Source organism: Pseudomonas sp. P4_C4, from assembly GCF_056402055.1.
The window spans coordinates 1-12,099 of record NZ_JBFUID010000011.1 but is presented as its reverse complement, the minus strand read 5'-3'; the positions used below and the strand labels follow the sequence as shown (position 1 = coordinate 12,099).

Genomic DNA, 12,099 nt, shown 5'->3' with positions numbered 1-12,099 from the left:
CTGATCCATTGGTCCGGGCTAACCATACGACCAATGGCATGTCAGCGGCTACGGTCGTGGTAGTCCGACGGTTGCCGCCCTCCCCGACTGGACCATACTTGATTCACACAGCGAGGAGGACAGGTTCATGCACCGCAGCGACGTGTTGATCGTCGGCGCCGGCCCGACCGGGCTGGTCCTGGCGTTGTGGCTGAGCAAACTGGGGGTGCGCGTGCGGATCGTCGACAAAACCTCGGCCCCCGGCACCACATCCCGGGCGCTGGCCGTCCAGGCACGGACGCTGGAGTTGTATCGCCAGCTGGGCCTTGCCGATGCCGTGGTGCAACACGGCCATCAAGTAAAGGCCGGCAACTTCTGGGTCAAGGGTGAGCCCGTTGCGCGCCTGCCCCTGTCCCAGATCGGTGAAGGCCTGACGCCCTATTCGTTTCTCGAGATCTTCCCGCAGGACGAACACGAACGGCTGCTGATCGAGCGCCTGGAAGCCTTCGGCATCACGGTGGAACGCAACACTGAACTGGCAGGCTTCGAGCAAACCGCAGACGGCATCACGGCCACGCTGGACCTGCCCGACGGCCAGCAGGAAACCTGCCAGGCCTGTTACCTGGCCGGGTGCGACGGTGCCCGGTCGATTGTGCGCAAGACCCTCGACACCGGGTTTCCCGGCGGGACTTACCAACAGATTTTCTACGTCGCCGACGTGCAGGGCAGCGGCCCGACATTCAACGGCGAACTGCATGTGGATCTCGACGAGGCGGATTTCCTCGCCGTGTTCCCGCTGGGAGACAGTGGTCGTGCCCGTCTGATCGGCACGGTGCGCGACGAGCGCGCCGAACACGCCGAGACCCTGCGTTTCGAAGACGTCAGCAGCCGGGCCATCGAGCATATGAAGGTGAAGATCGAGCAACTGAACTGGTTCTCGACCTACCGCGTGCATCACCGGGTGGCGGATCACTTCCGCAACGGCCGGGCGTTTTTGCTGGGCGATGCCGCCCACGTCCACAGCCCGGCGGGCGGCCAGGGCATGAACACCGGGATCGGCGATGCCATCAACCTGGCCTGGAAACTCGCGGCAGTGTTGAGCGGCGGCGCCGAGGCCAGACTGCTCGACACCTATGAAACCGAGCGCATCGCCTTCGCCCGCAAACTGGTGGCCACCACCGACCGGGTCTTCAACTTCGTCACCGCCGACGGGCCAATTGCCGATTTGCTGCGTACGCGCCTGGCTCCGTTCCTGTTACCGAAAATGACCTCGTTCGAAACCTCCCGTCAGTTCCTGTTTCGCACAGTGTCGCAGATCACCCTGAATTATCGTGGAATGCCGCTGAGCACGGGCGTTGCCGGGCACGTGCATGGCGGTGATCGCCTGCCCTGGGCCCATGACGGTGAGGGGGATAATTTTGAATCGCTCAAGTGCCTGACCTGGCAGGTGCATGTCTATGGCGACACCAGCGACGAGATGATCGCCTGGTGCCACGAGCACCATCTGCCGCTGCATGTGTTCGACTGGCGACCGGCGTTCGAAGCGGCGGGCCTGGGGCGCAATGGCTTTTATCTGCTGCGACCCGATACCTATGTGGCGATAGCCGAGACGTGTGCGGACCCGAAAGTGATCGAACGGTACTTCCGTGATCACGGGATCCGGCCGTTTTTTGGCGCGACCTGATGCAACACAGATCCACTGTGGGAGCGAGCTTGCTCGCGATAGCGATCGTCAGTTACTGGATGAGTGACTGACACGCCGCCATCGCGAGCAGGCTCGCTCCTACAGGGGGGAATGTGCTGGCTTTCAGATCCCGGCCAGCGCCAGATCCATCGCAAAATAGGTAAAGATCAGATCCGCCCCGGCCCGCTTGATCGCCCCCAGGCTCTCGCGCACCACACGGTCCTCATCGATGGCCCCGGCCTGGGCGGCAAACTTGATCATCGCGTACTCACCGCTCACCTGATACGCCGACAGCGGCAGGTGCGAGGCTTCGCGGATGTCGCGGATGATGTCCAGGTACGCACCGGCCGGCTTGACCATCAGCGCATCGGCACCTTCCTGCTCGTCGAGCAACGATTCGCGTATCGCTTCGCGGCGGTTCATCGGGTTCATCTGGTAGCTCTTACGGTCGCCCTTGAGCGCACTGCCGCCAGCCTCGCGGAACGGGCCATAGAGCGCCGAGGCGAATTTGGTCGAATAGGCCATGATCGCCGTCTGGGTAAACCCGGCGTCATCGAGCGCCCGGCGAATCGCCTGGACCTGCCCGTCCATGGCCGCCGAGGGGGCGATCACGTCGGCACCGGCACGGGCCGCCGCGACGGCTTGCCGGCCGAGGTTGATCAGGGTCTGGTCGTTGTCCACTTCATGGTTGTGCAGCACGCCGCAATGGCCGTGGTCGGTGTACTCGCAAAAACAGGTGTCGGACATCACGATCATTTCAGGCACCGCGTCCTTGGCGATACGCGACATGCGCGAGACCAGACCGTCCTCGCGCCAGGTGTCGCTGCCGCTGCTATCCAGGTGATGGGACACGCCGAAGGTCATCACCGACTTGATCCCGGCACGGGCGTAGCGCTCGATCTCGCCGGCCAGCTTCGACTCGGGAATGCGCATCACGCCCGGCATGCTTTTGATCGGCACGAAGTCGTCGATTTCTTCTTCGACGAAAATCGGCAGCACCAGGTCGTTCAGGCTGAACTCGGTCTCCTGGAACAGGCTGCGCAGGCTCGCATTGCGGCGCAGACGGCGTGGGCGTGCTTCGGGGAACTGACTGGACATGGGTATTCCTGGATTTCAGAGGATGAGATGTAGGAGCGAGCTTGCTCCGGTCAGCGTTCCGACGATGGTCGTAAACAATAACGCGCTTTGTCTGAGTGCTCGCGTTGCCTTTACGTTTTTCGCGAGCAGGCTCGCTCCTACAGGGGGCGGCGTTCAACCCGCCACGGGGTTTGGAATCTGCAACCCGCGCACCACCGCCGGCCGCGCCAGGAAACGTTCCAGCACCCGCGTGACGTTAGGGAAGTTCTGGATGCCCACCAGATCGCCGGCCTCATAGAAGCCGATCAGGTTGCGCACCCACGGGAAGGTAGCGATGTCGGCGATGGTGTAGCGCTCGCCCATGATCCAGTCGCGCCCTTGCAGACGGCCGTCCAGCACCTTGAGCAGGCGTCTGCTTTCCTCGACGTAGCGGTCACGGGGACGCTTGTCTTCGTAGTCCTTGCCGGCGAACTTGTTGAAAAATCCGAGCTGGCCGAACATCGGACCGATCCCGCCCATCTGGAACATCAGCCACTGGATCGTTTCGTAGCGCGCTGCCGATTCCTGGGCCAGCAGTTGCCCGCTCTTGTCCGCCAGGTAGATCAGAATCGCCCCCGACTCGAACAGCGCCAACGGCAGGTCGTCCGGACCGTGGGGGTCGAGGATCGCCGGGATCTTGTTGTTGGGGTTGAGGGAAAGAAATTCCGGGGACATCTGGTCGTTGGTGTCGAAGCCTACCCGGTGAGGTTCATACGGCAGGCCGATCTCTTCGAGCATGATCGAGATCTTGACGCCGTTGGGGGTCGGCAAGGAGTACAGCTGAATCCACTCGGGATACTGGGCAGGCCATTTGCGGGTGATGGGGAATGCGGACAAATCGGTCATGGGCGGGATCCACGAATACATTGAGAGTGACGATAATAATGTAGATATCCGCTCAGCGATCCGTTGAAGCCATGAATCTCGCTGATAGGCGAGATCAAAAGAGATCACCACTTTTTCAACACCATCCGGTGTATTGTGTCCACATTTGTGCAACATCCTGTCGATAGCCTTCGCTGAAAACCCTTGAAGGTTAGCGGCACTCGACCGAAATCGAACCAAACGGGTTCAGGGGACTCTGAGCACCACTCCTTTGAAACGGACCGGCTTCAATGACATGGAAACACCCGACGCAGCACAATCGTGGTGTAAATGTTTGTCAGCCTTAACCGAATTGCGCTGAAGATCCTTTTATTCATGAACCTGTTCAATTTTGCCAAACGCTTTAAACATCGCGCTTACCTTTTGTTGCCCGCCCTCTTGGTGGTCAGCGCGTTGTTCCTGTCGCTGGAGCCCGGCGCAAGTCGCGCCCAACCGATGGATGGCACCCAGACGCTGGTCTTCCTGCGCCACGGGGAAAAACCCGCCGCAGGCCTGGGCCAGCTCAATTGCCAGGGACTCAACCGCGCCATCGACCTGGCCACGCTGCTGCCGGAAAAGTTCGGCAAGGCCAACTATGTGTTTGCGGCGAACCCGACCCGTAACGTCGAGGAAGGCGAGTTCGACAATTCCTACAGTTACATCCGCCCCCTGATGACCATCAGCCCCAGCGCCATCAAGCTGGGCCTGCCGGTGAACATCAATTTTTCCGCCAATGACACCGATGACCTGGCCGAAGAACTGCTCCAGGGCAAGTATCACAACTCGGTCATCTACACGGCCTGGTCACACGGCTACCTGCCGGAGCTGATCAACACGGTGGCCGAAGAAGCCACCGGCGAGGATGCGAAGATCATCGACGATTGGGAGTCCAGTGATTACGACTCGCTGTATGTGCTGACCCTGACCTGGCACAACGGCAAGGCCAGTTTGCAGAGCCATGTGTACAAGCAAGGCCTGGATAACGGCGCTGAAGCCTGCCCGACTTGAGACATGCGTTGTCTGAGCGGGTCTCATCGCGAGCAAGCTCGCTCCCACAGTAGATCTTCAGTGAACACAGATATTGTGTACGACGCAGATCCAATGTGGGAGCGAGCTTGCTCGCGATGAGGCCGGCAAAAGCACCCTCAACCCTTCTGATTCACCCGCTCGCGCAGATACTCGAGAACCGCCCCCCGCTCCCCGGCAAACTCGATCCGTGCGTCTTTCTTTTCCCGCTGAAACGCGTACATCGGATCGTAATACTCGCACAGCAACCCTTCGATCCAGCCCCGGTGCAGATCAACCGCGCCACTGCGGACCTGCTCCGCCAATGCCTCTTCCATCAGAACCAGCATGCGCCGATGACGTTCGCCACCCAGGCGCTTCTGCACATTGTTCAGGCTCGCCAGCAGGCGTTCGGAAAACAACGCAAAGCCGTCATCGCCATGCACGTCGATGAATTCGGCGCACAGATCCACCACGTAATCGCGCAGGATCCGCTCGACCCGACCTTCCAGGCTGTCTTCCAGCCACACCATCGGAAACTGTTGCATGCCCTGGTACAGCGGTAACGGCAGCGCACAACTGCCCACCGCACGGCTTTCGTCTTCCAGTACGAACTGCTCGATGCCCCGGGCGCGTTTTTTCAGCACGTCTACGGCCAAGCGGTTTTCGAAGTCGATATTCGAGGGTTGGCCCGTGGCGCGCTTGCCGAAACTGGAGCCGCGATGGTTGGCATGACCTTCAAGGTCCACGGCGTTGCCCAGTTGCGTGAGCACCTCGGTTTTGCCGGTGCCGGTCATCCCGCCCAACAGGACGAAATCGCACTGGGTCACGGCTTGATCGAGGGTGTCCAGCAGGAAGGTACGCATGGCCTTGTAGCCGCCGCCCACCCGTGGATAGTCGATGCCGGCCTCGTCCCTGAGCCATTGCTGGACGATCTGCGAGCGCAGGCCGCCGCGAAAGCAATACAGCAGGCCTTCCGGATGCGCCCGGGCAAAATCGGCCCAGGCCTGGATGCGTTCGGCCTTGACCGCGCCCGACACCAGTTGATGCCCCAGCACGATGGCCGCTTGCTGGCCGTGCTGCTTGTAGCAGGTGCCGACCCGCTGGCGTTCATGGTCATTCATCAACGGCAGGTTGATCACGCCGGGAAACGCGCCCTTGTTGAATTCGACCGGCGCGCGGGTGTCCATCATGGGCCGGTCATTGAGGAAAATGTCGCGGTAATCGGTGTAATCGACAGACATCAAAACACCTCGACCGCGTTGCTCTGTCGCTCGACCAGTTCACCGATCGGTTCCAGGCTCAAGCCCAGCTCAGCGGCCACAGAAAGGAATTGCTCGTTGCCTTCGGGCGTCACGGCAATCAGCAGGCCGCCGCTGGTCTGCGGGTCGCAGAGCACGCGTTTGTGCAGTTCCTGAAGGCGTCCGAGTTTGCTGGCGTAGCTGTCGAAATTACGCAGAGTCCCGCCCGGTACGCAGCCCTGTTCCAGGTAATACTCGACGCCCGGCAGGCGCGGTATGCGGTCGTATTCAATGCGCGCCGTGAGCTGGCTGCCGTCGGCCATTTCCACCAGGTGCCCGAGCAGGCCGAAACCGGTGACGTCGGTCATCGCGGTCACGCCATCGAGCTTGCCGAAGCGGCTGCCGGGTTTGTTCAGGGTGCACATCCAGTCCCGGGCCAGGCCGATGTCGGCATGACGCAACTTGCCCTTTTTCTCGGCAGTCGTAAGGATGCCGATGCCGAGGGGTTTAGTCAGATAAAGCAGGCAACCGGCCGTGGCGGTGTCGTTGCGCTTCATGTGGCGCTTTTCCACCAGACCGGTGACGGCCAGGCCAAAGATTGGCTCAGGTGCGTCGATGGAGTGCCCACCGGCCAGCGGGATGCCCGCCTCGTCACATACCGAACGGCCGCCGCGTATCACTTCCCGGGCAATTTCCGGGGCCAACACGTTCACCGGCCAGCCCAGAATCGCAATTGCCATCAACGGATCGCCGCCCATGGCGTAGATGTCGCTGATGGCATTGGTGGCGGCAATTCGGCCGAAATCGAAGGGATCGTCGACGATCGGCATGAAAAAGTCGGTGGTCGAGACCACGCCGCGTTCTTCGTCGATGGCATACACCGCCGCGTCGTCGCGCGAGGCGTTGCCGACCCAGAGCTTCGGATCGAGGTTCTGCGCCCCGCTGCCGGCCAGGATCACTTCCAGCACCTGGGGGGAGATCTTGCAGCCGCAACCGGCGCCGTGGCTGTATTGGGTCAGGCGAATCGGTTCGCTCATGGGGGCACCTCATTGGGTCAATAGGGCCGATTCTAACAGAGCGAGGCCTGCGCAAGGCATTGCGCGGCCACGGACCCTGCAGGAGCTGGCTTGCCAGCGAAAGCGGTCCGTCAGTTACGTTGATTTTGGATGTACCGCCATCTTCGCTGGCAAGCCAGCTCCTACAGGGGGTTGGGTCATGGCAGCAGAATCACCTTGTCGCCGCTGCCCTGGTTCACTTCGGCGTAACGCTCCAGCCCTTCGGCCAATGGCGACTCGAACAAGCCTTGGGGCAACGGCAACAGATCCTGATCGAAAAACCTGCCGAACTGCTCGAGCATCGCCGCACACGCCTGTACCCCGTACAGCAACGAGTTGATCCCCACCACTGAGCCACCCTTGCGATACAACGCCAGGGCCGGTAACTGCACGTGACCGTCCACCGGCGCCGCGATGATTGCGATGCGGCCGAACGCGGCCAGGGCTGGCACCGAGGCCGGCAGCCAGAAACCGGTGGTGTCGAAAATCACATCGGCGCCGCCGGCATACACCGCGTTGACCTGTGCGCCCAAATCTTCGGGTTTATCCAGTTGCAGGGTCTGATAGCCCTGGTCTTGCAAGTCCTTGACCTGTTCCGGGCGCCGCGCGGCCGCCAGCACCCGGGCGCCACGCACCTTGGCCAGGGCCAGCGCGGCACTGCCGACCGCCCCGCCACCGATGACCAGCAATCGGGTTTCGGCCGTCACCAGGCTGCGTTCCAGTGCATCCCACGCCGTGGTGTATGGCACGCCGAGGCTGGCGGCCTGGGCGAAGCTCAGGTGCCTGGGTTTGAGCGCCACGCCATTGGCCGGCAGCTTGACGAACTGCGCGTGGGAACCGTCGGCAAAAAAACCCAGTTCCCGGCCCGTGCCCCAGACTTCCCGGCCGATCAACGCCTGCGGGCCGGCCACGACCACCCCGGCAAAATCCCGACCGGGAATTCGCGGCAAGGTGGTGTAGGGAAAACGTCCCAGCACGTTTTTCACATCGCTGGGGTTGAGGCCAGCGGCCTTGATCTCGACCAGCACTTCATCGGCACCGGGCACGGGGGTCGGCACCTCGACGTAGCGCAGGGCCGAGAGATCACCGGTTTTGTCGAATTGCAGAGCTTTCATGGGCGTGTCCATTGAATAAAGGAAGGGGTCAGGAGATCCAGCCAGCCACCAGCTCCCTTCCCATCGGCCAGAGCTTTTCGCCGGCGAGCATGCCGAGCAGGCCTACCAACGCGATGGCCGGGGGTGCGGGGGAACGAAAATCCAGGGCGCCGTACAGCAGACCGACGCCCAGACCGATGGCCAGTGACATGAGGAAGTTCATGACAGACTCCGGGGGCAATTGAGGTATGCGCTGAGTCTAGAGGGCGTAACCTGCGAGCATCGGCCAAGTGCTTCTGAATTTCGGCCAAAGCCTGGCCTCGGCGAACTCAGTCCTGGCGTTGCGCCGCAGGAAACTGCGAGGGGGCGACACCCAGCTCACGACGAAACATGTCACTGAAGCTGCTCGGCGAATAGCCCAGCTCCCGGGCAATCGCACTGACCGGTACGCCCTGGATCAACCCGGCCACCGCCGTCGCCAGTTGCACCTGACGCCGCCACTCGGCGAAGCCCATGCCCAGGCCGTCCTTGAACAGCCGCGCCAGGGTGCGCACGCTGGCTCCGGCGTTATCCGCATGTTGTTCGAAAGGAATGTCCAGTGAAGGCGCGACCATGACCGCCTGACACAGGTTCATCAGCCGTCGGTCGGAATCGTCCGGCAGCGGGATTTTCAGCAGCGAACGCCTGGCGCGCTTGAGCTCCAGCAGTGCCAGCCCCACCAGCGCGTCGTAATACTCGGGCGGCCCGTCGTTGCCCTCCTCCACCAGACCGACGATCAGCTCGCGCAGCAAACCGCCGACCTCAATGACTTGCACGCTGTCATCCAGGGTCGCCGCCAGGGACGGGCGCAAGTAGATATTGCGCATTTGCAGGTCGGACACCACGCGAATCCCGTGGGGCACGCCGGGCGGCAACCACACCGCCCGCTGCGGCGGCACCACCAGCGCCTCGTGCGGCGTCTCGACCCACATCACCCCGCTCATCGCATACAGCAACTGGCCCCAGACGTGCTCATGGGGCTCGATGTACAACCCGCGCGGATAGGTGCGAGCCAGCGGTTGCACGGGCACATCGGTGTCACTCAGGTCAGGCGGTGCGGCGAGGGCCATGGTCTATGTTCATTTGGGGGGGCCGGAAGACGCCATGGTAACGAGGCACCGAACTTGTCGCCAGCAACCGCCGCCGTCCGACAAACCGAGTGAATTTTCCAGATGGCGCGCGATCCTTTTATGTAAGACAGGGAGGAACCGGAGCTTTATGAACAGTGCAAAATTATTCGTCATCGAGTACACCCTCCATGGCGCTCCGAAATCATTCATTATCCGCCTGGAAAAAATGGATAACGCAGAAGCCTGGCATTGGGCGAGCTGCGACGCAGGGGTGGGGCGAATCCCCCGTTTCGGACGCGAGAAGGTGCAAAAGACCAGCAAGCCGATGGCGGAAAAATTTGGCGTGGAAAACGTCAAGTGGCGGCCGACAAACTAATCACTGGCAGCCATCAGGATCGGGGGGAACGTAAATGACCGCGACACCCGTCAGCAGCCCCGCGCAGCTGGACTACGGTCTGGACACGCTAGTGGGGCGCATCAGCAAAAGCGCCGAGTGCCTGATCGGACTGGAACAGGTCGAAAATGACCCATTTTGCTTCGCCATACGCGTCCCGGCACCACTGCCGGAGGATCTGGAGCAAGCGAAAACCTTGGTGGTGCGGGTCGAAGGGCGGCGCTTGCAAGGCACCGTACTCCACTGCGAACGCCTGGAGGATGACAGCCTCAGGCTGGAAGTGGAGCCGGACTAGGCTCCACTTTTCATAGCTTGTCGCCAATGCCGTCAGCCATGGGAGCACTTGCAGCCTTTATGAGCGCACTCCTCGCCGTGCTCGTGGTGTTTGGCGCAGGCTTCACAGCAGTAATGCTTGCCGTGACGGGCAATCGGATGTTCACCGAGTTTGCAGGAACATTTCGGACAATCGCAGATACTTTCACGGTCAATCATGGGTCTGACTCCTAGGGTAGTGGTCGTCGGGGGGCTTGCGATGTAACCCGTCTTACCAAGTGTAGGAGTTGAGTCGAAAGGTGCGTGGAACTCCGTCCAGGCTGGTTGCCCAGCAGGTTCCAAACCCCACTTTCCCTGTGGGAGCGAGCTTGCTCGCGATAGCGGTGGCTCAGCCAACATCAATGCTGAATGTGCTGCCGCCATCGCGAGCAAGCTCGCTCCCACAGGTTGCAAACCAGTCAGATCCGGAACTGCCCCACCAGACTGCCCAAACGCTGCCCCAGATCCGCCAGACTGCGCGAAGTCTGCGCGCCGAGCTGGGTTTCATCGGCGACGCTGTCCACCGCCACGGCAATCTGATGCACGCTGCGATTGATCTCTTCGGCCACGGCGGTTTGCTCTTCGGCGGCACTGGCGATCTGCGCGTTCATCGAATTGATGGTCGCGATCAGTTGGGCCATGGTGTCCAGCGAAGCCCCCGCCTCGTTGGCCTGGGCCGAGGTGCCGTCGCCGGCCTCGCTGGAGCGGCGCATTGCCTCCACCGCCGACCGGGTGCCGGCCTGCAAGCGGTCGATCATGCCCTGGATTTCCTGGGTGCTGATTTGCGTGCGGCTGGCCAGCGCCCGCACTTCATCGGCCACCACCGCAAAGCCGCGCCCGGCCTCGCCGGCACGGGCGGCTTCGATGGCGGCGTTGAGCGCCAGCAGGTTGGTCTGTTCGGCAATCGAACGAATCACCCCGAGCACGCTGACGATCGACGACACGTCTTTTTGCAGGCTGTCCAGGGACACGCCGCTGCTGCGGATGTCGTCCACCAGCGCATGGATCTTCTCGATGCTGCCGGCCACCACACGCTTGGCCGCCTGGCCTTCTTCGTCGGTCTGCTGGGCAGCCACCGCGGCATTCTGCGCGCTTTTGGCCACTTCCTGGGCCGCCGCTGACATTTCGTTGATTGCCGTGGCCACCTGATCAGTCTCATGGCGCTGACGCTCCATGGCCTGGTCCGAGCGATTGGCCTGGTCGGACACCTGATTCACCAGCCCGGTCAGTTGCGAGGTCATTTCGGTGATCTGCCGTACCAGGCCGTGGATCTTGTCGACGAAACGGTTGAAGGAACCGGCCAGTTCACCGAGTTCGTCCTGGCTGGTGATGGTCAGGCGGCGGGTCAGATCACCCTCGCCTGCCGCAATGTCGTCGAGGTTGGCTTTCATCAAATGCAGCGGACGCAGAATGGTGTTGGCCAGCAACATCCCCGCAGCGGCGATCACCAGCAGCACCACGAGCGCCACGCCGACGATGCTCAGCACCATGCCTTGCATGCGCTCCTGGACCTTGGCTTCGACCACCGCCACTTGCGCTTCGATGCCGTCGAGGTTGACCGAGGTGCCGACCGCCATGTCCCACTTCGGCAGGTATTCGGTGTAACCGAGCTTGGGCACCAGCACCTGGGTGTTGCCGGGCAAGGGCGAGCTGTATTGCAGGTAGTGCGTACCGTCCCTGGCGACTTTCACCAGGTCGCGGTTGACGTAGACGCCGTTCGGGTCGCGGTTGTCCTTGAAGCTCTGGCCCACGCCTTCGGGGCTGTTGGCCTTGAACAGGCGCACGGTGTTGGAGTCGTAGCCGAAGAAGTAGCCGTCCTTGCCATAGGTGATGCTCGACAGCAGCTTGATCACCTGGGCCCGCGCCGTCTCATCGCCGGGGGCGGCCGCGTCGTAGAGCGGTTTGATCGTGGTCATGGCCACGGCCACGTAGCTTTGCAGGGTCGCCTTGGCATCGCTGAGCAAGCGCTCGCGGGTCTGCTCGACTTCCTTGCGCGCCTGTTCCTGCAGAATGAACAGCGTGGTCAGGCTGATGACCAGCGCAAACAGCAACACCGGGAGGACGGCAAGGGACAGGACTTTAGCCTTGAGGCTCATGCGCATGACGTTCACTCTTTTGATTTTGTTGGCGTGGTTAAAAGCTTTAACGGCACGCCGGAACAAAAGTTGAACGCGGTCATCAGGTCCGCCGAAGATCCCTGTGGGAGCGAGCTTGCTCGCGATTGCGGTGAAACAGACGCCATTGCT

Annotated in this window: 13 protein-coding genes and 1 pseudogene; 4 read left to right on the top strand and 10 right to left on the bottom strand. The window is 61.9% G+C overall.

Annotation, left to right across the window (positions count from 1 at the left end; genetic code table 11):
• Positions 1 to 127: 127 nt before the first annotated feature.
• Complete coding sequence (locus AC1DXW_RS08290) at positions 128 to 1,663, top strand: FAD-dependent oxidoreductase (protein ID WP_477755776.1); 1,536 nt, start codon at positions 128 to 130, stop codon at positions 1,661 to 1,663.
• Positions 1,664 to 1,786: 123 nt separating this feature from the next.
• Here the strand turns inward: AC1DXW_RS08290 and hemB are convergent, their stop codons facing one another.
• Positions 1,787 to 2,761 (bottom strand): porphobilinogen synthase, encoded by a 975-nt coding sequence (gene hemB, locus AC1DXW_RS08285; protein WP_477755715.1) that lies wholly within the window; start codon positions 2,759 to 2,761, stop codon positions 1,787 to 1,789.
• 153 nt (positions 2,762 to 2,914) lie between these two features.
• Entirely contained in the window at positions 2,915 to 3,625 is a 711-nt protein-coding gene (locus AC1DXW_RS08280) for a glutathione S-transferase family protein (protein WP_477755716.1), read from the bottom strand.
• Positions 3,626 to 3,979: 354 nt separating this feature from the next.
• On the opposite strand from AC1DXW_RS08280, the gene AC1DXW_RS08275 reads away from it, so the two are divergent.
• Positions 3,980 to 4,651, top strand: coding sequence for a histidine phosphatase family protein (locus AC1DXW_RS08275; RefSeq protein WP_477755717.1), 672 nt, complete (start codon positions 3,980 to 3,982; stop codon positions 4,649 to 4,651).
• A 137-nt stretch (positions 4,652 to 4,788) separates the two neighbouring features.
• Here the strand turns inward: AC1DXW_RS08275 and mnmH are convergent, their stop codons facing one another.
• The 5 genes from mnmH to AC1DXW_RS08250 all read right to left on the bottom strand — a co-directional run bounded on the left by mnmH (position 4,789) and on the right by AC1DXW_RS08250 (position 9,147).
• Positions 4,789 to 5,892 (bottom strand): tRNA 2-selenouridine(34) synthase MnmH, encoded by a 1,104-nt coding sequence (gene mnmH / locus AC1DXW_RS08270; RefSeq protein WP_477755718.1) that lies wholly within the window; start codon positions 5,890 to 5,892, stop codon positions 4,789 to 4,791.
• Complete coding sequence (gene selD / locus AC1DXW_RS08265; RefSeq protein WP_477755719.1) at positions 5,892 to 6,926, bottom strand: selenide, water dikinase SelD; 1,035 nt, start codon at positions 6,924 to 6,926, stop codon at positions 5,892 to 5,894. The genes mnmH and selD overlap by 1 nt, the downstream gene beginning before the upstream one ends.
• A gap of 176 nt (positions 6,927 to 7,102) precedes the next feature.
• A complete protein-coding gene (locus tag AC1DXW_RS08260; RefSeq protein WP_477755720.1) occupies positions 7,103 to 8,059 on the bottom strand; it encodes a quinone oxidoreductase family protein in 957 nt (318 codons plus the stop codon).
• Positions 8,060 to 8,087: 28 nt separating this feature from the next.
• Positions 8,088 to 8,261: a DUF1427 family protein gene (locus AC1DXW_RS08255; protein ID WP_477755721.1), complete on the bottom strand. Its 174-nt coding sequence runs from the start codon at positions 8,259 to 8,261 to the stop codon at positions 8,088 to 8,090.
• Positions 8,262 to 8,367: 106 nt separating this feature from the next.
• Positions 8,368 to 9,147, bottom strand: coding sequence for an AraC family transcriptional regulator (locus tag AC1DXW_RS08250; RefSeq protein WP_477755722.1), 780 nt, complete (start codon positions 9,145 to 9,147; stop codon positions 8,368 to 8,370).
• A gap of 148 nt (positions 9,148 to 9,295) precedes the next feature.
• On the opposite strand from AC1DXW_RS08250, the gene AC1DXW_RS08245 reads away from it, so the two are divergent.
• Both AC1DXW_RS08245 and AC1DXW_RS08240 read left to right on the top strand, forming a co-directional pair.
• Positions 9,296 to 9,523 carry a DUF6555 family protein gene (locus AC1DXW_RS08245; RefSeq protein ID WP_477755723.1) on the top strand — a complete coding sequence of 76 codons (228 nt, stop codon included), beginning with the start codon at positions 9,296 to 9,298 and terminating at the stop codon, positions 9,521 to 9,523.
• 34 nt (positions 9,524 to 9,557) lie between these two features.
• On the top strand, positions 9,558 to 9,836 hold the full coding sequence (locus AC1DXW_RS08240) for a hypothetical protein (protein ID WP_477755724.1): 279 nt from the start codon (positions 9,558 to 9,560) through the stop codon (positions 9,834 to 9,836).
• 32 nt (positions 9,837 to 9,868) lie between these two features.
• Here AC1DXW_RS08240 and AC1DXW_RS08235 read toward each other — a convergent pair whose 3' ends face one another.
• The 3 genes and pseudogenes from AC1DXW_RS08235 to AC1DXW_RS08225 form a co-directional block, all read right to left on the bottom strand.
• Positions 9,869 to 10,033: a metallothionein gene (locus AC1DXW_RS08235; RefSeq protein ID WP_015094211.1), complete on the bottom strand. Its 165-nt coding sequence runs from the start codon at positions 10,031 to 10,033 to the stop codon at positions 9,869 to 9,871.
• A gap of 239 nt (positions 10,034 to 10,272) precedes the next feature.
• Positions 10,273 to 11,028 carry a methyl-accepting chemotaxis protein gene (locus AC1DXW_RS08230; RefSeq protein ID WP_437128390.1) on the bottom strand — a complete coding sequence of 252 codons (756 nt, stop codon included), beginning with the start codon at positions 11,026 to 11,028 and terminating at the stop codon, positions 10,273 to 10,275.
• Positions 11,029 to 11,130: 102 nt separating this feature from the next.
• A pseudogene (locus AC1DXW_RS08225) lies at positions 11,131 to 11,949 on the bottom strand (cache domain-containing protein); the annotation flags it as partial.
• Positions 11,950 to 12,099 lie beyond the last annotated feature (150 nt).